This is a genomic window from Moritella sp. Urea-trap-13, assembly GCF_002836355.1.
Lineage (GTDB): Bacteria > Pseudomonadota > Gammaproteobacteria > Enterobacterales > Moritellaceae > Moritella.
This window is the reverse complement of record NZ_PJCA01000001.1, coordinates 203,567-226,276: the sequence shown is the minus strand read 5'-3', so window position 1 is coordinate 226,276 and position 22,710 is coordinate 203,567. Positions and strand designations below refer to the sequence as shown.

The 22,710-nt window shown below is 42.0% G+C and carries 25 protein-coding genes; all 25 read left to right on the top strand.

What is annotated here, in order from left to right; translation table 11 throughout:
• The first annotated feature begins 5 nt into the window (after window positions 1-5).
• Window positions 6-452 carry a flagellar export protein FliJ gene (fliJ, locus tag CXF93_RS00970; protein WP_101060452.1) on the top strand — a complete coding sequence of 149 codons (447 nt, stop codon included), beginning with the start codon at window positions 6-8 and terminating at the stop codon, window positions 450-452.
• Between the two features lie 82 nt (window positions 453-534).
• Window positions 535-2,154 (top strand): flagellar hook-length control protein FliK, encoded by a 1,620-nt coding sequence (locus CXF93_RS00965; protein ID WP_101060451.1) that lies wholly within the window; start codon window positions 535-537, stop codon window positions 2,152-2,154.
• Window positions 2,155-2,221: 67 nt separating this feature from the next.
• Window positions 2,222-2,731, top strand: coding sequence for a flagellar basal body-associated protein FliL (fliL, locus tag CXF93_RS00960; protein WP_101060450.1), 510 nt, complete (start codon window positions 2,222-2,224; stop codon window positions 2,729-2,731).
• Window positions 2,732-2,738: 7 nt separating this feature from the next.
• Window positions 2,739-3,794: a flagellar motor switch protein FliM gene (gene fliM / locus CXF93_RS00955; RefSeq protein WP_101060449.1), complete on the top strand. Its 1,056-nt coding sequence runs from the start codon at window positions 2,739-2,741 to the stop codon at window positions 3,792-3,794.
• A gap of 9 nt (window positions 3,795-3,803) precedes the next feature.
• Window positions 3,804-4,187, top strand: coding sequence for a flagellar motor switch protein FliN (fliN, locus tag CXF93_RS00950; RefSeq protein WP_101060448.1), 384 nt, complete (start codon window positions 3,804-3,806; stop codon window positions 4,185-4,187).
• Between the two features lies 1 nt (window position 4,188).
• On the top strand, window positions 4,189-4,512 hold the full coding sequence (gene fliO / locus CXF93_RS00945) for a flagellar biosynthetic protein FliO (protein WP_101060447.1): 324 nt from the start codon (window positions 4,189-4,191) through the stop codon (window positions 4,510-4,512).
• Complete coding sequence (fliP, locus tag CXF93_RS00940; protein ID WP_101060446.1) at window positions 4,502-5,248, top strand: flagellar type III secretion system pore protein FliP; 747 nt, start codon at window positions 4,502-4,504, stop codon at window positions 5,246-5,248. The genes fliO and fliP overlap by 11 nt, the downstream gene beginning before the upstream one ends.
• Window positions 5,249-5,389: 141 nt before the next feature.
• Window positions 5,390-5,659: a flagellar biosynthesis protein FliQ gene (gene fliQ / locus CXF93_RS00935; RefSeq protein WP_101060445.1), complete on the top strand. Its 270-nt coding sequence runs from the start codon at window positions 5,390-5,392 to the stop codon at window positions 5,657-5,659.
• 3 nt (window positions 5,660-5,662) lie between these two features.
• Window positions 5,663-6,448 carry a flagellar biosynthetic protein FliR gene (fliR, locus tag CXF93_RS00930; RefSeq protein ID WP_101060444.1) on the top strand — a complete coding sequence of 262 codons (786 nt, stop codon included), beginning with the start codon at window positions 5,663-5,665 and terminating at the stop codon, window positions 6,446-6,448.
• Between the two features lie 35 nt (window positions 6,449-6,483).
• Entirely contained in the window at window positions 6,484-7,614 is a 1,131-nt protein-coding gene (gene flhB / locus CXF93_RS00925) for a flagellar biosynthesis protein FlhB (protein ID WP_101060443.1), read from the top strand.
• An 89-nt stretch (window positions 7,615-7,703) separates the two neighbouring features.
• The gene (gene flhA / locus CXF93_RS00920) at window positions 7,704-9,803 is read left to right on the top strand and encodes a flagellar biosynthesis protein FlhA (RefSeq protein WP_101060442.1); all 2,100 of its coding nucleotides are present in this window, start codon (window positions 7,704-7,706) and stop codon (window positions 9,801-9,803) included.
• A gap of 44 nt (window positions 9,804-9,847) precedes the next feature.
• A complete protein-coding gene (gene flhF / locus CXF93_RS00915; protein WP_101060441.1) occupies window positions 9,848-11,341 on the top strand; it encodes a flagellar biosynthesis protein FlhF in 1,494 nt (497 codons plus the stop codon).
• A 2-nt stretch (window positions 11,342-11,343) separates the two neighbouring features.
• Window positions 11,344-12,219 carry a MinD/ParA family protein gene (locus CXF93_RS00910; protein ID WP_101060440.1) on the top strand — a complete coding sequence of 292 codons (876 nt, stop codon included), beginning with the start codon at window positions 11,344-11,346 and terminating at the stop codon, window positions 12,217-12,219.
• Window position 12,220: 1 nt separating this feature from the next.
• The gene (locus CXF93_RS00905) at window positions 12,221-12,946 is read left to right on the top strand and encodes an RNA polymerase sigma factor FliA (protein WP_101060439.1); all 726 of its coding nucleotides are present in this window, start codon (window positions 12,221-12,223) and stop codon (window positions 12,944-12,946) included.
• Window positions 12,947-13,046: 100 nt separating this feature from the next.
• Window positions 13,047-13,430, top strand: a complete 384-nt coding sequence (gene cheY / locus CXF93_RS00900; protein ID WP_017220961.1) for a chemotaxis response regulator CheY — start codon at window positions 13,047-13,049, stop codon at window positions 13,428-13,430.
• A 12-nt stretch (window positions 13,431-13,442) separates the two neighbouring features.
• On the top strand, window positions 13,443-14,192 hold the full coding sequence (locus tag CXF93_RS00895; protein WP_101060438.1) for a protein phosphatase CheZ: 750 nt from the start codon (window positions 13,443-13,445) through the stop codon (window positions 14,190-14,192).
• A gap of 11 nt (window positions 14,193-14,203) precedes the next feature.
• Window positions 14,204-16,345 carry a chemotaxis protein CheA gene (locus tag CXF93_RS00890; RefSeq protein ID WP_101060437.1) on the top strand — a complete coding sequence of 714 codons (2,142 nt, stop codon included), beginning with the start codon at window positions 14,204-14,206 and terminating at the stop codon, window positions 16,343-16,345.
• Between the two features lie 70 nt (window positions 16,346-16,415).
• On the top strand, window positions 16,416-17,690 hold the full coding sequence (locus CXF93_RS00885; protein ID WP_101060436.1) for a chemotaxis response regulator protein-glutamate methylesterase: 1,275 nt from the start codon (window positions 16,416-16,418) through the stop codon (window positions 17,688-17,690).
• A gap of 26 nt (window positions 17,691-17,716) precedes the next feature.
• A complete protein-coding gene (locus CXF93_RS00880; RefSeq protein ID WP_101060435.1) occupies window positions 17,717-18,508 on the top strand; it encodes a ParA family protein in 792 nt (263 codons plus the stop codon).
• Window positions 18,501-19,460 carry a chemotaxis protein CheW gene (locus CXF93_RS00875; RefSeq protein WP_101060434.1) on the top strand — a complete coding sequence of 320 codons (960 nt, stop codon included), beginning with the start codon at window positions 18,501-18,503 and terminating at the stop codon, window positions 19,458-19,460. The genes CXF93_RS00880 and CXF93_RS00875 overlap by 8 nt, the downstream gene beginning before the upstream one ends.
• A gap of 17 nt (window positions 19,461-19,477) precedes the next feature.
• Window positions 19,478-19,966 (top strand): chemotaxis protein CheW, encoded by a 489-nt coding sequence (locus CXF93_RS00870; protein WP_101060433.1) that lies wholly within the window; start codon window positions 19,478-19,480, stop codon window positions 19,964-19,966.
• Between the two features lie 85 nt (window positions 19,967-20,051).
• Entirely contained in the window at window positions 20,052-20,465 is a 414-nt protein-coding gene (locus tag CXF93_RS00865) for a DUF2802 domain-containing protein (RefSeq protein WP_101060432.1), read from the top strand.
• Between the two features lie 94 nt (window positions 20,466-20,559).
• Complete coding sequence (gene ccmA, locus CXF93_RS00860) at window positions 20,560-21,201, top strand: cytochrome c biogenesis heme-transporting ATPase CcmA (RefSeq protein ID WP_198551554.1); 642 nt, start codon at window positions 20,560-20,562, stop codon at window positions 21,199-21,201.
• Window position 21,202: 1 nt separating this feature from the next.
• Entirely contained in the window at window positions 21,203-21,871 is a 669-nt protein-coding gene (gene ccmB / locus CXF93_RS00855) for a heme exporter protein CcmB (RefSeq protein WP_101060431.1), read from the top strand.
• A 98-nt stretch (window positions 21,872-21,969) separates the two neighbouring features.
• Window positions 21,970-22,710 carry a heme ABC transporter permease gene (locus CXF93_RS00850; protein WP_017220951.1) on the top strand — a complete coding sequence of 247 codons (741 nt, stop codon included), beginning with the start codon at window positions 21,970-21,972 and terminating at the stop codon, window positions 22,708-22,710.

Below are 22,710 nucleotides of genomic sequence, written 5' to 3'. Positions count from 1 at the left end.
ATAATATGTCTAATACCGCGTTAGAGCGTGTTCACCAGCAGCTTACAGAGCAAGAGAAATATGCCGCCAGAGCATATGCACTGATCCAACAAGATGCAGTACGTTATCATACCCAAATGCAACAACTGAGTGATTATCGTAAACAATATCTGCAAAAGTTTACCGACAAAGGTGCCGAAGGTATCTCGGGTGATAGTTATGCGCACTATCATAACTTCATGAAAAAACTAGAACTGGCCGAGTTTGAGCAAAAGCAAGCACTCGACAATATCCAACAAACCGTCAATAACAAGCATCGAGATTGGATGGAGATCCGCAAGAAACGTGATGCCCTGGGTTTGTTGTTGGATAAGCGTAAAACCGCTGCGCAACTTATCGAACATCGCCGCGAGCAAAAAGAGTTAGATGAGTTTTCTAACTTCCAATACTTCAAGCGTAAAAATAACCGCTAAACGCACGCAAGAGCATAATCTGGCGTGAATTTTGCAGTTGTATTCGCTATAACTTCTTATTGATGAAATTTAGGCTTGAACTATGACTTTCTCTCTACAAAAATCAACAGCGATGACAGATACGCAGGCGGCGAATAACAAGTCGCCTGCGCTTAATGTCAAAGGCGATGCTGCTGCAGATATAGCGAGTGATGGGGAGTCGAGTTCGCCTGAAAGCAGCTTTTCTAAATTATTTGCCCTTTTTAATAGTGATAATAAAACCGCTATTGATAGTGGTGCCGCTAAAACGGACGAGACTGCTGTGCTTGGTTCTAGCGACAATATTGACGATGGTATTGATGAGGATATTGTCGCTGGCTTAATAGATAACACTAATGACGTTGCAGCGATAGCGGGTGATGAGTTAAGTACCGTGAGTCAAGCTGACCGCTCGCTACAAAGTGAAAGTAGTGATGACTTTTTAGCGCGTCTTGGTCAATCGTCTATGCTGTTGCAAGGTAATGCGGCGAGTGACGTTGCTCCATCGACTGAAGGTGGCCCATTGACTGAAGGTAAAAAGAACGGTAATGAATTGCCTTCAGCAGCAAAGGGGGCGAATATTGCCTCATTAGCATCAGCAGGCATGACTGACTTACCCACGACCGGTAGCAGTGTTGCAGGTATGACTGATTTATCTACGGTAAATAGTAGCCTTGCAGAAACAACAGACTTATCCACGATAGACAGTAACGTTGCAGAAACGACTGATGTGACTCCTTCTAGCAACGATGAACTGACGCAAATATTGCAAACGAGCGAATTCTCTACAGGCCCTACCACTCCAACAGACTCCGTCGATACGCTCACGGCGTCAACGTTAGCGGGTATGTCGACTATCGCTGGCCTGACGGACAATAACGGCCGCTCTGCGAAAGATGATTTATTGGCTACAGGCGATGTAATGAATCGTGATGGCTCAGTTGATAGTGAGCTATTAGATGGCGCAGGAAAATCGGGCTTAGCCACTGGTTTAGGTGAAGCAGGGATGGCGAAAAATACACCGTTTGGGCAAGCCAATACGATGGCGGCTGGGATCAGCAGTGCTGCAGCAGAGAGTAACAGTTCAGCACTCGAACAGCTGAGTACAACACCACCTGAACCTATTGAACAACTCGACTTTGCGCAAATTATGGAGTCAGCACGTAAACCAGAACAGTTAGATCAAACCACACGTATCTTGGCAAGGACTCCAGTATTAACCGACGCTGAACAGCAAGTATTAGACAAGCGAGTGCACCTTAATAATAATCTTGCGAGTTCGGAATTAAATGAAAAAATTGCCATCATGGCAGGTAAAGAATTACAAACTGCGACAATTCGCTTAGACCCTGCAGAATTAGGCAGCATGAATATCAAATTGGTTGTGCAAAACGATCAGATAAATGTGACAATCCAAGCGCAGAATAATCAAAGCCGAGATTTACTTGAACAACAAATGCCGCGACTAAGAGAAATGCTTCAGCAACAAGGCATTACACTGGGTGATACGCAGGTACAAGCCGACAGTGGCCAGCAGCAATCTGGGTTTCAGCAATCAGGACAAGAAAACGGACAAAAAAATAGCAGTAATGAAGCTAATTACGCGATAGATTCACAGACTGAAGCCCCTGTAACCACTCCGTATTGGCAAGACTCGGCTAAAGGGGTAGACTTTTACGCTTAAGCAGTTTCATCAGTGACAGTAATCAGCATTCATATAGCGCAATAGCACATTCGATTTAAGGACCATAATGGCCGACGACAAAGATTTGAAACTAGACGAAAAAGGTAAAGGTAATAAGAAAATCATTATTATTGCTGTAATTTTAATATTGGCGCTTGGTGGTGGCGGTGCGGCATTTTTCTTATTAAGTGATGACGATAGTGTTGTCGAAGATAGTGCTGGAGTAGTCACTCAAATTGTCGATAAAAAATCTGACCAGATTGCTTATTACGTTGCCCTACCGCGTCCTTTTGTTTTTAATGTTATCGGATTAAAGCGCGAGCGCTTAGTACAGATAAAAGTGCAACTAATGGTACGAGGCAGTAATAATCAAGAATTAGCGAAAGCCAATTTACCGCTAATTGAAAGTACATTGCTGCAAGTCTTTAGCGCCACAACAGAGCAGCAATTAGCAACCTATCAAGGTAAAGAATTAGTACGTACGGACTCATTAACGAGTGTGAATGAAATTTTGACAAAATATACCGGAGTCGCGGCGATTGAAAAAATCCTGTTTTCTGGTTTTGTAATGCAGTAGGTTAAGTGTGAGTGATTTATTAAGCCAAGACGAGATCGATGCGCTATTACATGGTGTTGATGATGTTGAAGAAGATGAATTTGACACCGTCGAAGACAGTGCCAGTATTGTTGATTTTGACTTTTCATCGCAAGACCGTATTGTGCGTGGTCGTATGCCAACGTTGGAGTTGGTTAATGAACGTTTCGCTCGTCACATGCGGATCAGTCTCTTTAATATGATGCGTCGTACTGCTGAAGTCTCAATTAATGGCGTACAGATGCTCAAATTTGGTGAGTACGTACATACGTTATTTGTACCGACGAGTTTGAATATGGTGCGTTTTCGACCATTAAAAGGCACCGCGTTAGTGACCATGGAAGCACGTTTAGTGTTTATTTTGGTTGAAAACTTCTTTGGTGGTGATGGTCGTTATCATGCGAAAATTGAAGGCCGAGAATTTACCCCAACAGAACGTCGTATTATTCAAATGTTATTGAAGATAGTGTTTGAAGATTATCATGAAGCATGGGCGCCGGTTATGGACTCTGAGTTCGAATACCTTGATTCGGAAGTAAATCCAGCAATGGCTAATATTGTTAGCCCTACAGAAGTAGTGGTGGTGAGTTCATTCCATATTGAGCTTGATGGCGGCGGTGGTGATTTCCATATTACTATGCCGTATTCGATGTTAGAGCCAATTCGAGAATTACTTGATGCCGGTGTGCAAAGTGATAAAGAAGATACCGATGAGCGCTGGAGTTCGGCATTACAAGAAGAGATCTTAGATGTACCGGTAGAGCTTAGCACTCGATTACTTGAAACTGAGCTAACGCTAGGGCAAATCATGGAGTTAAAAGCAGGGGATATCATCCCAGTTGATATGCCTGAAGAACTCACGGTATTTATTGAAGACTTACCTAGCTATAAGGCCAAACTAGGTCGGAATAAAGATAATGTAGCGGTTAAGATTAGTAAAAAACTAAAAGTAAGTAATTTAACTAAATCTGATATCGACCATGTAGCATTACGTGGTGGCTTATTGAATTTAGGCGATGACAACGATGACAACGATGAAAAATAAGGGTTCGAAATGAGTGCAGATCAAGATCAGATGGCAAATGACTGGGCGGCTGCAATGGCAGAGCAAAGCCATGTTGAAGCGACTGAATTAGAAGATTTTAACAACGACGACAATACATTCTCGGCTGAGCATCAGCAAAAGTTAGATAGTATTCTTGATATTCCTGTCGTGATTTCGATGGAAGTGGGTCGTAGTAAAATTAGTATTCGTAATTTATTACAGTTAAACCAAGGCTCTGTTGTTGAACTTGATCGTATTGCTGGTGAGCCACTCGACGTCATGGTTAATGGCACACTTATCGCCCATGGCGAAGTAGTTGTGGTGAACGATAAATTTGGTATTCGTTTAACTGATGTGATCAGTCAAACCGAACGTATTAAAAAGCTTAAATAGTATGAATGATCTCGATATGCTGCAGTGGCTATTATCACTGTTTGTGGTTATTGCGGTTATCGTGATGTTAGCTTGGATTGCCAAGAAGTCTCGAGTATTTGGTAGTAACCATCAACAGCTACAAGTTATAGCGACGTTACCACTGGGGCCTAAAGAACGTATCATGGTAGTACAAGTCGGCGCTGAGCAAGTACTTTTAGGCGTGACTGGCCAACAAATAAACCTACTCAAAGAATTGTCAGAACCCTTGGTCAATAGTCAGCCAGAACTCAATCCATTTGCTACTAAATTAGCCCTGATGATGAAACAGCATAATGAAAAATAAGTTTACGATCTTACTGGCATTAATATTGGTATTATTTACCTCTGCTGCCTGGGCCGATAACTCGGTAATGTCGGCGGTGAAACTCATCACCAACAACGATGGCTCGCAAGAATACTCGGTGTCATTGCAAATTTTAGCTATGATGACGGCGTTGAGTTTTATTCCTGCCGCGTTGATTATGATGACCTCGTTTACCCGGATCATCATTGTGTTGTCTATTTTACGTCAAGCCCTGGGTTTACAGCAGAGCCCGTCTAACCAAGTATTAGTTGGCATCACTTTATTCTTGTCTTTTTTCATTATGTCGCCAGTATTTGAGCGCATCAATGATAATGCCCTGCAGCCTTATTTGAATGAAGAACTCACCTCGATACAAGCCTTTGAACAGGCTAAACTGCCTATGCAAAAATTTATGCTAGCGCAAACTCGTGTGACTGACATTGATACCTTTATGCGTATTGCTAAAGTGGAAGCTAACTCTCCGGAAGAAGTGCCTTTTAGGGTATTGATCCCTGCCTTTGTGACCAGTGAATTGAAAACCGCTTTTCAAATTGGTTTTATGGTGTTCATTCCCTTTTTGATTATTGACTTGGTAGTGGCGAGTATCTTGATGGCCATGGGTATGATGATGTTATCGCCTATGATTGTATCTTTACCCTTTAAGTTGATGTTGTTTGTACTTGTTGATGGCTGGAGCCTTATTATGGGGACGCTGGCAAGCAGTTTTGGATTATGACGACGCCCTTCATATATCCACCTTCATACCAATGCTCATGCAAGTTCATCAGTCCGTTTGTAAACAAGCTCGGCAATCGGTTCATAAGTCAGTTCATAAGCCGATTCATAAATCAGTTAATAAATAGTTGGGAGCAGTGCCATGGCACCTGAAGTCTTTGTAGATATATTCCGACAGGCCTTATGGACGGTATTATTGCTGGTGTGCGCGGTTGTTGTACCCGGTCTGATTGTGGGTTTGGTTGTGTCTGTATTTCAGGCTGCAACGTCTATTAATGAACAAACGCTGAGTTTCTTACCGCGTTTAATTGCTACCTTATTAGCGCTTATTTATGGTGCGCATTGGGGCTTTGGCCGTCTGATGGAATTCTTTACCAATATGATGCTCCAGATCCCACAAGTTGTAGGTTAATTAGTGGAAATTTTATCTGCTGATATCATGACGTTTTTGGCCAGTTATATTTGGCCGTTTGCTCGCCTATCTGGCATGGTCATGGTCATGATAGTCAGTGGTGCTAAAACCACTCCCGTCATGATCCGGTTATTTTATTGCCTCGCTTTAACCGCTATGGTAGCGCCAGTATTACCGCCGATGCCGAATGTTGACCTGTTTTCGTTAACCAGTTTTATGATAATCCTACAACAAAGTTTGATTGGTATCGCGGTTGGTTTTGTGACTTTGATGTTGATTCAAACTTTTGTGGTCGCTGGGCAGATTATTGCAATGCAAACCAGCTTAGGTTTTGCCTCTATGGCAGATCCTAGTTCGGGGCAGACGTCTCCGGTGATCGGCCAAATCTATATTTTATTAGGCACGCTAGTTTACTTATCTGTTAACGGTCATTTGTTTATGATCGAAACCGTGGTTAAATCGTTTGATACCTTGCCGGTTTCTGCGTCAGGCTTAGTGGCAATACAATATTATGAAATAGCAGGCTGGATGTCGGTGATGATGGCTGCAGCCTTGAGTATGTCATTATCAGCAGTTGTTGCTATGCTGGTGATTAATTTTTCGTTTGGTGTTATGACCAAAGCGGCGCCACAGTTAAACGTATTTAGTTTAGGTTTTGCGGTTGGTATGGTCGCGGGTTTATTTATTATTTATTTATCATTAAAGAGCTTTATGTTCCATTTTGATGCGCAATGGCAAAGAGCCGGTGAACTGATTTGTTCGCTGCTTAACAATGCTTGTGCATATTAGCGCTACTCATCACGTTAGGATAAAGGTATTTCCTCATGGCTGAAAAAGACGGTCAAGAACAAACCGAAGACGCCACCGAGAAAAAGCTCACCCAAGCCAGGGAAAAAGGTCAGGTAGTACGTTCGAAAGAACTGGCGACGACCTTTGTACTGACGGCGACAGGTGCTGCTTTCCTAGCTTTTGGTGATGCATTAGCGCGTGCGCTTGTTACCAATATGACCCAGTTATTCAAACTTAAGCGTGAAGAAATATTCAACGCTGATATTTTGCTCGAAATTGTGAAAATGAGTATTAAACCGTTATTCTGGCCCTTGTTTGGTATTATGATCGTGGGATTTTTTGCCGGTATTGTCGGTAATATTATCATGGGGGGCGTGGTCTTTAGTGGTGAGTCGATTCGCCCGAAAGCATCTAAAATGTCGCCTAAAGCTGGGATTAAAAGAATGATGGGCCCGCAGGCCATGGTGGAATTGATTAAATCAATTGCCAAGGTCACGGTGGTAGTCACCATCGCCTTGATGGTGCTAAAAAATCAATTCTTACAGATCATGGAATTTAGTCTTCAACCATTACACATCTCGATTATCGAATCGTTAGCCTTCTTGACAGATGTCTTCATTTGGCTATGTGCGTCTTTGATTATTATTGTGGCGATTGATGTACCTTATCAATATTGGAAACACGCCAAAGAATTGCGCATGACTAAGCAAGAAGTCAAAGATGAAATGAAAGATGTGAATGGTAATCCACAGCTTAAAGGCAAGATAAGACAAATGCAGATGGAGGTCTCACAGCGTCGTATGATGGGTAATGTACCTGATGCGGATGTTATTATTACCAACCCGACCCATTACTCTGTCGCGTTAAAATATGAGAAGTCGGGGAGCTCCGCCCCTAAAGTCGTGGCAAAAGGTGTCGATCACGCGGCATTTCGAATTCGAGAAATGGCCAAGGCACATCAAGTGCCGATTTTAGAGTCAGCGGCCTTAACTCGTGCTATTTATCATTCTACCGAGATTGATGACCCCATCCCTGAAGGGTTGTTTATTGCGGTGGCTCAGATCCTCGCTTACGTCTATCAACTTGAACAATTTAAGCAGCGTAAAGGTAATCGCCCGAAACCCTTGCCAAAAGCCATGGATATACCTGATGATTTGAAATATTAATGCCATTTTGCTGTTAAGACCGCTAATGCTTTTGCCATCGGTATGATTATTGCTTTATACTAGCGAGCATAATTTTTTGAGGTCTTCGAATGCAAGTAGCAACAAATCTATCCAAAATCTGGGGTAAAAGAACGGTAGCGCTAGAAAATATCGGCACCCCGATAGTGGTACTAGCTACATTAGGTATGGTTGTATTACCGATACCTGCATTCCTGTTAGATATCTTCTTTTCTTTTAATATCGCGTTGTCGTTATTAGTCTTACTTGTTTCTGTATATGTAAATAAACCCCTTGAATTTGCAGCCTTTCCGACGGTACTGTTAATTGCAACACTACTGCGTTTAGCCCTTAATGTCGCCTCGACTCGAGTGGTGTTATTGGAAGGCCATAATGGTGGTGATGCTGCCGGTAAGGTGATTGACGCTTTTGGTTCTGTGGTTATCGGCGGAAATTTGGCGGTTGGTCTGATCGTATTTATGATCCTGATGATTATTAACTTTGCGGTAGTGACCAAAGGTGCGGGTCGTATCTCGGAAGTAAGCGCGCGTTTTACCTTGGATGCGATGCCAGGTAAACAGATGGCGATTGATGCCGATTTAAACGCGGGCATTATTGACCAAGAGCAAGCCAAACAGCGGCGTGCAGAGGTGACTGAAGAAGCTGATTTTTATGGTTCGATGGATGGTGCCAGTAAATTTGTAAAAGGTGATGCGGTTGCGGGTTTATTGATTTTATTTATCAATATTATCGGTGGTTTAATCATTGGTATTATGCAACATGATCTGAGTTTCTCTGAAGCCAGTCGAATTTATACCTTACTGACCATAGGTGATGGTCTGGTTGCGCAAATCCCATCATTACTGTTATCTATTGCTGCGGCGATTATTGTTACCCGTCAGAATAAAGATGAAAAACTGGGTACACAAGTCAGTAGCCAAATGATTGCTAACCCGAAAGCATTAGCGGTTGTTGGCGTGATTATGACCGTGATGGGTCTAGTACCGGGTATGCCGCACCTGGCTTTTATTGGCTTTGGTGTGATAACCGGTGGTTGGGCTTGGTGGTTAATGAAAAAACAAGCTGAACGCGAAGAAAACAAAAATAACATTCCTGAAGATGCGGCGATTGAAGCGAATCTCAATGACCAAAAAGACCTTGATTGGGGGGATGTTAAACCCGTCGATACTATCGGTTTGGAAGTGGGTTATCGTCTTATCCCTATGGTTGATAAGAGCCAAGGTGGCGAATTATTAAATCGTATTAAGGGTGTGCGTAAAAAACTGTCACAAGAATTAGGTTTCTTGGTACCCGCGGTACATATTCGTGACAACTTAGACCTACCACCAAATTGTTATAGTATTAACATCATGGGGGTATCAAATGGCGAAATTGAAATATTCCATGATAAAGAGTTAGCGATTAACCCTGGTCAGGTTTACGGTAAAATTGATGGCATTTCAACCATAGATCCGGCTTTTGGTTTACCCGCGTTGTGGATCAACCCTCAACAGCGTGATCAAGCGCAAACCTTGGGCTATACAGCGGTTGACTCAGCTACGGTTGTTGCGACACACTTGAGTCAATTACTGTTAAACAATGCGGCGCAGTTACTCGGCTATGAAGAAGTGCAGAATTTATTAGATGTGTTAGCAAAAACACATCCGAAGTTGGTTGAAAGTTTAGTGCCTGAGATTTTACCACTCGGTGTGGTAGTGAAAGTACTAAAAGGGCTATTACATGATAATGTACCCATTAGAGATATACGTACTATTGTCGAAACAATGGCAGAATATGGCACTAAAACACAAGATCCAGAAGTATTAATTTCTGCTTGTCGTGTCAGCTTACGTCGTATGATTGTTCAGGATATTAATGGTATCGATAGTGAATTGCCTGTCGTTACACTGGCTCCGGAATTAGAACAAATATTACACCAGTCTTTGCAGGCTGCAGGTAGTGAAGGTGCTGGTATTGAACCTGGATTAGCAGAACGTATGCAAACGTCATTAGCCGAAGTTGCACAGAATCAAGAATTAGCTGGGCAACCAGCAATCTTATTAACGTCTGGGGTATTAAGGTCAACATTGGCGAAATTTGTGAAATTCTCGATTCCGTCATTACGGGTATTGTCGTACCAAGAGGTTCCCGATGATAAGCAGATCCGAATTGTTAGTGTTGTCGGTCAATAACGCGTTAATAAATTACAGTAGCGAACAGTACTAAGGATGATAAGTTGAAAATAAAGCGCTTTTTTGCCAAAGATATGCGATCGGCATTGGCTGAAGTCAAAGAGGTTCTTGGCCCTGACGCTGTAATTATGTCTAACAAAAAGGTCACCGGTGGCATCGAAATTGTTGCTGCTGTGGATTTCTCTGAAAGTAAACCTGCTGCCCCTAAACCCGCAGCGGAACAAGCACCAGTAACGAATAAGACGAACCGTCAACTTTCTGAAGACTCCGTCAATTTATCGGCATCTAAATTTAGTTTCAAGAAGTTAATGAATAGCGAAATGTCGCAACAAGCTGAACCTGAGCAAGCTGCGGCGAAAAATGACTCATTAGCGAGCCTACTGGCAAGGCAGCAAGAACATAAACAGCAGATGTCGCAAGCAATAAATAATGATGACAAGGGTGAAGAAAGTAATTGGGATACCAGTTTTTTAAATAAACCTGTGTCTCGACGTTTCGCTGAACCACCAAAGTCAGCACCTGCCACGCTCGCTGAACAAAATGAAATGCGTGATGGTATGGCGAAGAAGCCACAGCAAAATGGCTATAATCAGTTTGAGTCAACTGCGCCAAAAGCAGATAACCAGCAAGATATCAGTGCAATGAAAGCAGAGCTTGCTTCAATCCGGCAGCTGCTCGAGCATCAAGTATCAGGCTTACAGTGGCAGGAAGTTGAACGTAACGAACCTATTCGTGCTATGTTAATTAAGCATTTGGTTAAAATTGGTTTTACTGAAGAAATTGCCGATCAGTTGGCAAATTGTGTGGCAGAAAACTGTTCAATAGAATCGGCTTGGGATCAAATTCAAGCGCTGTTAATAGATAATGTCCTAATTGCCAAAGATGATATTTTAAGTAAAGGTGGCGCCGTTGCCTTAGTTGGTCCAACTGGTGTCGGTAAAACGACAACAATCGCCAAATTAGCGGCAAAATTTGCCATGATGCATGGTTCCGATAATGTCGCGTTGATCACAACGGATACATATCGTATCGGTGCACACGAACAATTAGCGACTTATGGTCGTATAATGGGCTGTACAGTCAAAGTTGCACGTGATGATGCGGAATTGGCACAATACTTGTATCAATTACGTAGTAAGCGGTTAGTTTTGATTGACACAGCTGGTATGGGTCAGCGCGATACGCGTTTATCTGAACAGTTAAAGACATTAGTCAATAATGAAAAAGTCGTGATTCGTAACTATTTAGTTGTCCCAGCTACTTCTCAGCGTAGGGTCGTACAGGAAACACTCGAGCATTTTCACCATATCCCGTTAGCGGGCTGTATTTTAAGTAAAGTGGATGAAAGTTTAAGTCTTGGTGAGATTTTAAGTGTATTAATACAACACCAACTGCCGATTGCTTATATAACGAATGGGCAGAGAGTACCTGAAGATATAGATTCTGCTAATGCACAGCAATTAGTGAACACTGTACTCAACAGAGATACACTCGAAGAACAAAACGACACCCATTTTTGGTTAGGCGATGATAAATAGTAATGAATAAAAATATTTTTTTCGATCAAGCAAGTGGTCTAAGACAAATGAGTAATAACAAAAAAGTTAAAGTTATTGCCGTTTCAGGTGGTAAAGGTGGCGTAGGTAAAACCAACGTAACACTGAACATGGCAGTAGCACTCGCGGCTCAAGGCAAGCGAGTGATGGTTTTAGATGCCGATCTTGGATTGGCAAATGTCGATGTTTTACTCGGCTTACGCGTACACAAAAATATCTCTCACGTGATATCGGGAGAATGTACATTAGACGATATTTTGATTGAAGGCCCCAACGGTATTTTGATCGCACCTGCAACATCGGGTACGCGTTCGATGGTTGAGTTATCGGTGCAAGAGCATGCAGGTTTAATTCGCGCTTTTGGCGAGCTAAAAACACCTATTGATGTGTTATTAGTCGATACTGCCGCAGGTATTTCGGACATGGTATTAAGTTTTTGCCGTGCTTCACAAGATATCTTGATGGTGGTGTGTGATGAACCAACATCGATTACCGATGCTTATGCGTTAATTAAATTATTATCTAAAGAACACGGTGTTCATCGTTTTAAGATTGTCGCCAACATGGTACGCAGTCTACGTGAAGGCCAAGAATTATTTACTAAGTTAACTCGTGTTACCGACAGATTTTTAGATGCAACATTAGAACTTGTTGCTTGTATTCCGTTTGATAACAGTGTTCGTCAAGCTGTGCGTAAACAAAAAGTGGTGGTAGAGGCGTTTCCAAAAGCACCTGCCTCACTTGCGTTTAGAGCATTGGCAAGTAAAGCTGCTACTTGGCCGGTACCGAATAAAGCCGGTGGTCATCTAGAGTTTTTCATTGAGAACCTGTTTGAGAACAAAGCCAGGGTAGAAGATTGAAGTGAATAAGGCATCCGCTTACACTAACATCCAGTCGCAACAGAATCAGGCTGTTGAGCAATTCAGTTTTTTAGTAAAACGAATTGCCCATCACTTGCTTCTACGTTTGCCACCGAGTGTTCAGTTAGATGATTTAATCCAATCGGGTATGATTGGGTTACTGGATGCTGCGCGTAACTTTGATGGCTCTAAAGGGGCTAGTTTTGAAACGTATGCGGGTATTCGTATTCGCGGCTCAATGATTGATGAAATGAGACGTGGAGATTGGGTACCAAGATCTGTGCATAAAAATGGTCGTGATATTGCAGCGGCCATTGATCGGATCGAAAAACAAACGGGAACGGATGCAAAAGATACCGATGTTGCTGGCGAATTAGGCGTGAGCTTGACTGACTACCATAGTATGTTGATGGATGTTAATAGTGGGCATATATTGGCGGTTGAAGATTTGACAGTCAGTAATGAAGACGCTTATTCAGCTTATGAAGGTAAATCAAGTACCCCTTGTGCTGATTTTTCTGACCAACGTTTTCAGCAAGCACTGGCTGATTGCATTAAAACATTACCAGAAAGAGAAAGCTTAGTTTTATCGCTTTATTATGATGAAGAGTTAAACCTAAGAGAGATTGGGGAAGTGCTTAGTGTCAGTGAATCTCGAGTAAGTCAAATACACAGTCAAGCAATGCATCGTGTTAAAGCACGCATGCATGCCTGGATTGATGATTAAGTTTAATGGGTACTATTTATTTAGTACCTGAGTATTGAAGTAATATATTTATGGGTATCAGGACCGGTAAATATTGTAATTACTTATTTTGGAGAGCAACTTGAAAAAGCAAATTAAAATTCTTATCGTTGATGATTTTTCTACGATGAGACGTATCATTAAAAACCTCTTGCGTGACCTTGGTTTTAGTAATACTTACGAAGCTGATGATGGTAACACCGCGCTACCTATGCTTAAAAATGGCGATTATGACTTTGTTGTCACTGACTGGAATATGCCTGGAATGCAAGGTATTGATCTGCTGAAAGAGATCCGTAAGGATCAAGCGCTTTGCCATATTCCAGTATTGATGGTTACTGCAGAAGCGAAACGTGAACAAATAATTGAAGCTGCACAATCAGGTGTAAATGGTTACATTATCAAACCATTCACAGCAGCGACATTAAAAGAAAAATTAGAGAAGATCTTCGAACGAATTCAATAATCAAGGATGAGTATGAGTGAACAACTAGAGTCTTTGATTTCATTGGAAAAAGCTAAAGAATTGGTGGCGCTGTTAGAGTGTAACCAGATTGAAATGGCAAATGACATCATTACCGATATTCAAAATACAAATTCTGATGCGCTTTTTGAAAAAGTCGGTGTGTTAACGCGCCAGCTACATGATTCATTAGAAGACTTCCAATTAGATACGCGTATTGAAAGCTTGGCTAACGACGAATTTCCTGATGCACGAGAGCGTTTAAACTACGTGATCGAGATGACGGATAAAGCGGCAAACCGAACCATGGATGCGGTAGAAGCTTGCTTGCCAATCGCCGATAGCTTTAACGATCGTATTCAACAAGTGATGCCAAATTGGAAGAGCTTGATGAATCGTGATTTGCAACTCGGTCAATTTAAAGAACTTTGTAATTTATTAGATGATTTCCTTCAAGTTTCAGTTTCTGATGCCGATAGTTTAAGACAGTACTTAACTGAAATTCTAATGGCACAAGATTTCCAAGACTTAACTGGTCAAATGATCCGTCGCGTGATTAATCTAGTGCAAGAAGTTGAAGTTAAATTAGTTGAAATGTTGACGATGTTTGGTGAAGCAGCAAAACCGCTAAGCAAATCAGCAGAGCAATCTAAAGAAATAAGTGGCATTGAGGCAGAAGGTCCGATCATGAACGCGAGTGAACGTGTTGATGTGGTAGACGGCCAAAATGATGTTGATGATTTATTGTCAAGTTTAGGATTTTAAGGGAGATATTGATGAGCTTTGATGTTGATGAAGATATTCTACAGGACTTCCTGATAGAAGCATCTGAAATTCTGGAGCTACTCTCTGAGCAACTCGTTGATTTAGAAAAAAGCCCAGAAGACTCAGAATTGCTGAATGCAATCTTTAGGGGTTTCCATACGGTTAAAGGTGGCGCTGGATTTTTAGCATTATCAGAACTCGTTGATATATGCCATGGTGCAGAAAACGTATTTGATGGCCTACGTAATGGACTGAGAGCGGTAACACCCGAGTTAATGGACGTTATTCTTAAATCATTGGATTGTGTAAACGAAATGTTTGTCGCAATTCAACAGAGAGAGCCTCTTGTTGCTGCAGATGCGGCATTGATTCATCAACTACATTTGCTTACTCAACCTGAATCTGCGCCAGCAGCTGTGATTGAAACACCTGTTGTCGCTGAAAAAATCATTGCGCCTGTCGTTTCAACTCCAGCTGCTAGTTCTGATATTAATGGTATGTCTGAGCTTGAATTTGAGCAGCTACTTGATGAGTTACACGGTAAAGGTGGTACGCCTACTGCTAACGCTGAAGAAAGTAAACCTGTACCTGTGGCGATACCAGTAAGTTCAAATTCAGACTTTAGCGATGATGAATTTGAAAAGCTACTTGATGACTTACATGGTGTTGGTCAACATGTAGCTGCTATTCCAGTTACACCTGCGGCGCCTAAGGTGGCAGCACCTGTTGCAGATAATAACGCGGGCATTAATGACGATGACTTCGAAAGTCTACTTGATGACCTGTATGGTAAGGGTAATGCACCAAGTGCAGCTGGCATGATTAAGAATGTCGTCAGTGCGCCAAACACCCCAGCGGTTCTATCACAACCTGTTGTTGATATCGAAACAGCGGTTGCTACGCCAGTAGCCCCTGTTGCTAAAGCTGCACCAGCTAAAGTTGTCGAAGCTAAAGCAGATAAGAAAGCCAAACCACAAGCGGAATCAACGGTACGAGTTGATACCCGTACGCTAGATGAAATCATGAATATGGTGGGCGAGTTAGTACTTGTTCGTAACCGTTTAGTGAGCTTGGGCATTTCGACGAATGATGAAGATATGACCAAAGCTGTGTCTAACCTTGATGTGGTTACTGCCGATTTACAAGGCGCAGTAATGAAAACACGGATGCAACCAATCAAAAAAGTATTTGGTCGTTTCCCTCGTGTTGTACGTGATTTAGCGCGTACTTTAGGGAAAGACATTAACCTTGAATTGGTTGGTGAAGAAACTGATTTAGATAAGAACTTAGTGGAAGCACTTGCCGATCCCCTGGTTCACTTAGTGAGAAACTCGGTGGATCACGGTATTGAAATGCCAGACGTACGTGAGAAAAATGGTAAATCTCGACAAGGTAATATTACCTTATCAGCCTCACAAGAAGGCGACCATATTAGTTTGAAAATCGTTGATGATGGCGCCGGTATGGACGCTGAACGATTAAAACAAATTGCGATTGACCGTGGTGTGCTTGACGCCGATTCAGCGGCACGCATTTCGGATAACGAAGCATACAACCTTATTTTCGCACCCGGTTTTTCAACCAAAGAACAGATTTCTGATATCTCTGGACGTGGTGTCGGTATGGATGTTGTTAAGACTGGTATTAGTAAGCTTAATGGTACTATTTCGATTGATTCAAACCTGGGTACTGGTACGACAATTTTCATTAAGGTGCCGCTAACACTGGCTATTTTGCCAACATTAATGGTTGAAGTAGGTAAACAGATCTTCGCATTGCCATTAACGAGTGTGAATGAAATATTCCATCTTGATTTAAATAAAACTCACGTAGTGGATAACCAGTTAACAATTATTGTCAGAGAAAAAGCGATTCCGTTATTTTATCTACATGATTGGCTAACTAAAATGGATCCACAAACGGCAACACGTAATGATCGTGGATTGGGTCATGTAGTGATTGTACAGTTAGGTATTAAACAAGTTGGTTTTGTTGTTGATAGTCTGATTGGTCAAGAAGAAGTTGTTATTAAAGCGTTAGACAACTTATTACAAGGTACGCCAGGTATGGCTGGTGCAACAATTACCAGTGATGGTGGTATTGCGCTGATTTTGGATATTCCAAGTCTCTTAAATCATTACGCAAAACGCTAATTTGTTGATGCAGGGGGCAACCCCTGTGTGCTTTTACATTGAAGTAGACACATTGAAGTAGATAGATTAGATGAAAATAAAGGTTTTAGTCGTTGATGACTCTAGTTTTTTCAGACGTAGAGTAAGCGAAATTATTAATGCAGATCCAGAAATGGAAGTTATTGGCACTGCCAATAATGGTCAAGAGGCGATCTCTCAAGCAAAGTTATTACGCCCAGATGTGATCACGATGGATATTGAAATGCCGGTACTCGATGGTATTTCAGCTGTTAAAGTGATCATGAAAGAAACACCGACCCCGATTTTAATGTTTTCATCATTGACACATCAAGGTGCTAAATCAACATTCGAGGCCTTAGAGGCGGGTGCGGCTAACTTCTTGCCTAAAAAGTTTGAAGATATTGCTAAAGATAAAGCGGAAGCGGTTCGATTATTACAGCTGAATATTAAAGAAATTAGTAAACGACGAGGTTTATTAAGAACACCGCGTAGTACGCTCGCTACATCGCCAATAACGACTGCTGCGCCAGTAAAGAACACGATCCCTACACCTACGTTAACGCGCAATATTGCTAATAGTACGACTGCTAATAATACTGTTAATAACCGTATCAGTACGCCAATCGTTGCGCGACACAATACGGATACGAATCGCTTAAATACGTTAAGTTCGTTAGATTCTCGTCATACTAACCATCTCGACAACAGTCAGTCTGAAGCGCGGGTATTGCCAACCGCAAGTCGTGTGCTAAAACGCGCATCAGGCAAAAAATATGGTTTATTGGCAATCGGTTCTTCGACTGGTGGGCCGGTGGCATTACAAAACGTATTAACCCCTTTACGCCATGACTTCCCACTGCCTATTTTGCTGATTCAACATATGCCAGCTACATTTACCTCGGCATTTGCAGCGCGATTGAATACTTTATGCCAAATCACGGTAAAGGAAGCACAACATGGTGATCGCTTACAACCTGGCGTGGCTTACTTAGCACCGGGTGGCAAGCAAGTCTTGATCGAAAGTAAAGCCGGTGGCTTGTACCTGAAAGTCGTAGACAGTCCAGAAGGCATTAATTATAAACCGAGTGTGGATATTACATTTGGTTCTGCTGCAAAGTCATATCGCGATAAAGTATTGTCGATAGTTTTAACTGGTATGGGCGCCGATGGTCGAGAAGGCGCTAAATTACTCAAACAACATGGTAGTACGGTATGGGCGCAAGATGCACAATCTTGCGTTGTATATGGTATGCCACAAGCAATTGTGAATGCTGGATTAGCCGATGAACAAATTAATCTGCTACAAATCGCAGAGCGTATTAATATTGAAGTCGGTTGTCGGTAACGACACGCAGATAAGGTAGGGTAAAGTTGAACGTTTGGACTGTTGCTAATCAAAAAGGTGGGGTTGGAAAAACAACCACTGCAATTACACTGGCAGGTTTACTTGCAGAGCAAGGGCAGCGCGTATTATTAATTGATACCGACCCTCACGCATCCTTAACCAGCTATCTTAATTATGACAGTGATGACTTAACGGTTGGATTGTTTGATCTTTTTGTTGCCCCTACGCTTGATGCTGAACTGGTGCATAATGCGACAATAGAAACACCTTATAACGGTATTAATTTATTACCTGCGACAATGGCGCTAGCAACCTTGGATAGAACCCTAGGTCATCGTGATGGTATGGGACTTATTCTCAAGAACATTATCAGCTTAGTCGTGGATGATTATGACTTTGTCATTATAGATTGCCCGCCAGTACTTGGGGTGATGATGGTGAATGCATTGGCAAGCAGTGATCGTATTTTAGTCCCTGTGCAAACGGAATTTTTAGCTCTGAAAGGGTTAGACCGTATGGTGAAAACGTTTGAAATCATGCAGCGTAGTTGTGCAAATGAGTTTAAATATACGGTGATCCCAACGATGTTTGACCGCCGTACTAAAGCATCGCTGGTATCATTACAGACATTGCAACAAAACTATAGCCAGCATGTTTGGCGCGCAGTTGTACCAATTGATACCCAATTTAGAAATGCCAGTTTAAAACATATGCCACCCTCTATGTATTCTCGTAGTAGCCGTGGTGTTGCTGCATATGGGGCGCTATTACAAGACTTGTTGGCAGAAATGAAACAACAGGAGCGCATGTATGGATAAACATAACAAACATTCTGCGTTAGATGATTATTTTTCATCGATGTTGTCAGTACCTGTCGTGGATGAAGTGAAAGTGGCGGAGTCAACAGTCGCATTTTCCGAACCTGTTCAAGCTGAAGCTGTTGAAGCCGAAGTGAAGCCGTTATTGTCGGTTGTTGAGCCACAAGCGTTGAGCGAGTTCAAAATTCCAGAACCAGATAGTGCGGGATCATTAAGCGAACTTGACCAGCTATTAGGTTCTGTTATTGATATCGATCTTGCAGACATGGACTTGTCTGCTTTAGATACGCCTGAGTCAGTTAACTTGGCTGTAGAGCAAGTCGTTGTTGATACTGTCATTGCCGATAAAGTTGAACCAGTTATCGATACCTTCGAGGCTGAAGCGCTAACCACTGAGTTTGTTAGGCCAGAGTTCAGCACTGATGAATTTGACGTTCCCGCACAACAGGTAATTCTTGTTGAAGAGGCATTGCCTGTAGCTGTTGAAGTGCAGCCTACGTGGGAAAATATTGAACTTGAAGAAAACTTCCAAGCGCTGTTTTTTGAGGTCGCAGGCGTTACTTTCGCGGTGCCTTTGACTGAGTTAGGTGGCATTCATCAAGTCGATACGGTAAATAGTCTATTTGGCAAACCGGATTGGTATTTAGGTATCATCCAACATCGAGAACAAAAATTGAGTGTTGTCGATACGGCGCAATGGGTTATGCCTGAGCAAAATATGGGCGCGATAGATTATAAATATCAGATCCAACTGAGTGAATCGAATTGGGTACTAGGCTGTGAAAGTTTGCATGGTACTGAAATTTTAAACCGTAATGATATTAAATGGCGAAGTACACCTGGTAGTCGACCTTGGTTAGCTGGCATGGTTAAATCACGTATGTGCGTATTATTACATGTAACCGAAATGATTAAATTGCTGGATAATGGCATCAATATTCATGGGCAATAAGTAGAAGGAAATAAAACATGAGTCAGTCTCGAAATCTTGGTGAAAATGCATCTGAAGATGAAGTTCTACAATGGGTTACATTCAAATTAGAGAATGAAATCTACGGTATTAACGTCATGCAAGTACAAGAAGTACTACGTTATACAGAAATTGCGCCAGTACCGGGTGCACCAAACTACGTCATTGGTATTATTAATTTACGTGGCAATGTTGTTACCGTGATCGATACACGTGTTCGTTTTGGTTTGATGCCATCAGAAGTAAGTGAAAACTCACGTATTGTTATCATCGAAGCTGAAAAACAAGTGATTGGTATTTTAGTTGATGGTGTTGCTGAAGTGGTTTATTTACGTTCTTCAGAAATTGATATGGCGCCAAGTGTTGGTACCGACGAAAGTGCTAAGTTCATTCAAGGTGTATCAAACCGTGAAGGCGAACTACTTATTCTTGTTGATTTGAATAAGTTTTTGAGTGATGAAGAGTGGGATGAATTAAGCGGTTTATAAGCTTAATACTCATTTCTATCTAGAAAAGCACTGTAATGATTGTTACAGTGCTTTTTTTAATTGCTATTTTATTGAAGGACTCAATATGCTTGCTTTGATTTTGTCTGGTGCTGCGCTGACGGTAGCGATTGCTGCGATTATTGGTTGTGTTGTATTATTCCGTAAGTTAACTAAGTTGCAGGCAACACATAGTTTACTGCTCAAACATTTATCTAAATCAAGTGATTCTTTGCAAAAACGCATCATTGAACTGAGCACATCGAATGTTAATTTGGGGGGCGCAATTCAGGGAGTCGCATCGGAGTTACAGCAAACTAAATTTCAGCAAGATGAAATGAAAGAAGAGATGACCACACAGGAACAGCAAGATCCTGATAGCCGTTTTTATACACGAGCTGTGAAGCTGGTAGAATTAGGCGCAAGCTTGGAAGAAATCATGCGTGAGTGCGAACTACCACGTGCAGAAGCGGAACTACTACTTAATTTCCATAAAAAGTAGTGTTTATTACCTATAATTGGCAGGTTATTTGATGTTGCTTAATTATGCTTAAAGCCGGAATATGTTAACATTCTTACAGGTTGGTGCTGGAAGAATGAAAAATATGTTAGAAGTCGTTAATTTAAGCTGTATACGTGAAGACACCGTGTTATTTTCAGATCTTAGCTTCACTGTGTCTGCTGGTGAAATAATTCAAATTGAAGGCCCTAATGGGGTCGGTAAAACCAGCCTACTGCGTTTGTTAGCTGGACTATCATCACCCGCAGATGGCCATATCCTTTGGCAACACACTGATACCTTAGAAGACCGTGAAAGTTATCATCAAGATTTACTCTACCTTGGTCATTTACCCGGAGTGAAAGCAGAGCTTACGGCCTTCGAAAATTTATTCTTCTACCATGCTATGCATGCGCCTGTCGCTAAAGATAAAATTTGGGAAGCTCTTGCCCAAGTGGGCCTTGCTGGTTATGAAGACCAACTCGCTTGTCACCTTTCAGCAGGTCAACAACGTCGTATTGCGTTAGCACGCTTGTGGCTATCTGAGCAGAAATTATGGATTTTAGACGAACCGTTTACGGCGATTGATAAAAGTGGCGTAAAGGTATTAGAGAATTTATTTTTAGCACATGCCGACAAGGGGGGGAGCGTTGTGTTAACTACGCACCAAGATCTACAGTTCTCAGCTGGACGCTTACGTAAGATCACCTTAACCCGTCAACACTTAATCGAGTATTAATATGTTTGCTGTTTTTATGCAGGTGATTAAGCGCGAACTCATTACTGCTTTTCGCCGTAAATCAGATATTTTAAATCCACTGTGGTTTTTCATTATCGTGATCACACTTTTTCCCTTAGGGATTGGTCCAGAGCCAAACCTGTTATTACGTATTGCACCTGGGGTTATTTGGGTGGCAGCATTATTATCGGCATTATTATCGATGGAACGTTTATTCCGCGATGATTTTCTCGATGGTTCGTTAGAACAATTAATGTTAACGACAACGCCATTGGGGCTGATTGTTACCGCTAAGGTCGTAGCCCATTGGTTATTGACTGGTTTGCCTATTTTGCTTGTTTCACCCTTGCTGGCAGTATTTTTATCATTAGATGCGAATACCTTTACGGCGACGTTTATTACCTTATTACTCGGTACGCCGGTACTTAGTTTTGTCGGTGCTATTGGCGTGGCATTGACGGTTGGCTTACGCAAAGGTGGGGTATTACTGAGTCTATTGATCCTGCCGTTATTTATTCCGGTGTTGATTTTTGCAACCAGTGCCATCGATGCGGCGAGTTTTGGTGTATCGTATGTTGGCCCCGTTGCTATACTAGGTGCTATGCTGGCAGCATCGGTTACTTTATCTCCGTTTGCCATCGCCGCGTCATTACGGGTTAGCCTGAGTTAAATCGTTAGTTAAAGCTTTTAATTAAAGAAAAGTAAAGTTAGTTTCAATCATTGTTTAGGTTCATATAATTGAGCCGTTATTTATGTAGAGAGTTTAATATGTGGAAATGGCTCCATCCTTATGCAAAACCAGAAAAAAGTTATAACTTAGCCGGTAAAATGCTGCCTTGGTTTGCACTATTTAGTGCGATCTCACTGACAATCGGTATGGTTTGGGGTTTTGTATTCGCGCCCGCCGATTATCAACAAGGCGATAGTTTCCGTATTATCTATCTGCATGTACCCGCCGCATCCTTATCGATGGGTGCCTATTTAAGTATGGCAATTGCTGCATTTATTGGTCTGGTTTGGCAGTTGAAAATGGCGGATATGGCTGTCGCTGCAATCGCACCGATTGGCGCTGTATTTACCGCCATTGCATTATTTACTGGTGCCGTATGGGGTAAACCTATGTGGGGCGCTTGGTGGGTATGGGATGCGCGTTTAACATCTGAACTTATCTTATTATTTTTATACCTTGGCGTTATTGCTATTTATGGCGCGTTTAGCGACAAACTGCTTGCCGGTCGTGCTGCAGGTATCTTGGCGTTAGTGGGGGTTATTAACCTACCCGTTATTCACTACTCAGTTGAATGGTGGAATACGCTACATCAAAAAGCCACGATTAGTAAATTCGATAAGCCGTCGATGGATACCGATATGCTATGGCCTTTACTGATTAACTTATTAGGCTTCGGTTTACTGTTTGGTACCTTGACCTTGATGCGCTTTAGAAATGAATTAATTACCCGTGAGTCGCACAGACCTTGGGTGAAAAAATTATTTATCGAGGACAAGTAA

Bases quoted from the DNA above. Each gene is read 5' to 3' on its own strand.
- ccmA (WP_198551554.1), top strand. From the start codon at position 20,560: ATGAAAAATATGTTAGAAGTCGTTAATTTAAGCTGTATACGTGAAGAC.
- fliJ (WP_101060452.1), top strand. From the start codon at position 6: ATGTCTAATACCGCGTTAGAGCGTGTTCACCAGCAGCTTACAGAGCAA.
- fliO (WP_101060447.1), top strand. From the start codon at position 4,189: ATGAATGATCTCGATATGCTGCAGTGGCTATTATCACTGTTTGTGGTT.
- fliN (WP_101060448.1), top strand. From the start codon at position 3,804: ATGAGTGCAGATCAAGATCAGATGGCAAATGACTGGGCGGCTGCAATG.
- CXF93_RS00965 (WP_101060451.1), top strand. From the start codon at position 535: ATGACTTTCTCTCTACAAAAATCAACAGCGATGACAGATACGCAGGCG.
- ccmB (WP_101060431.1), top strand. From the start codon at position 21,203: ATGTTTGCTGTTTTTATGCAGGTGATTAAGCGCGAACTCATTACTGCT.
- CXF93_RS00850 (WP_017220951.1), top strand. From the start codon at position 21,970: ATGTGGAAATGGCTCCATCCTTATGCAAAACCAGAAAAAAGTTATAAC.
- CXF93_RS00865 (WP_101060432.1), top strand. From the start codon at position 20,052: ATGCTTGCTTTGATTTTGTCTGGTGCTGCGCTGACGGTAGCGATTGCT.
- CXF93_RS00885 (WP_101060436.1), top strand. From the start codon at position 16,416: ATGAAAATAAAGGTTTTAGTCGTTGATGACTCTAGTTTTTTCAGACGT.
- fliQ (WP_101060445.1), top strand. From the start codon at position 5,390: ATGGCACCTGAAGTCTTTGTAGATATATTCCGACAGGCCTTATGGACG.
- fliP (WP_101060446.1), top strand. From the start codon at position 4,502: ATGAAAAATAAGTTTACGATCTTACTGGCATTAATATTGGTATTATTT.
- fliL (WP_101060450.1), top strand. From the start codon at position 2,222: ATGGCCGACGACAAAGATTTGAAACTAGACGAAAAAGGTAAAGGTAAT.
- CXF93_RS00910 (WP_101060440.1), top strand. From the start codon at position 11,344: ATGAATAAAAATATTTTTTTCGATCAAGCAAGTGGTCTAAGACAAATG.
- flhA (WP_101060442.1), top strand. From the start codon at position 7,704: ATGCAAGTAGCAACAAATCTATCCAAAATCTGGGGTAAAAGAACGGTA.
- CXF93_RS00890 (WP_101060437.1), top strand. From the start codon at position 14,204: ATGAGCTTTGATGTTGATGAAGATATTCTACAGGACTTCCTGATAGAA.
- CXF93_RS00870 (WP_101060433.1), top strand. From the start codon at position 19,478: ATGAGTCAGTCTCGAAATCTTGGTGAAAATGCATCTGAAGATGAAGTT.
- CXF93_RS00895 (WP_101060438.1), top strand. From the start codon at position 13,443: ATGAGTGAACAACTAGAGTCTTTGATTTCATTGGAAAAAGCTAAAGAA.
- CXF93_RS00875 (WP_101060434.1), top strand. From the start codon at position 18,501: ATGGATAAACATAACAAACATTCTGCGTTAGATGATTATTTTTCATCG.
- flhB (WP_101060443.1), top strand. From the start codon at position 6,484: ATGGCTGAAAAAGACGGTCAAGAACAAACCGAAGACGCCACCGAGAAA.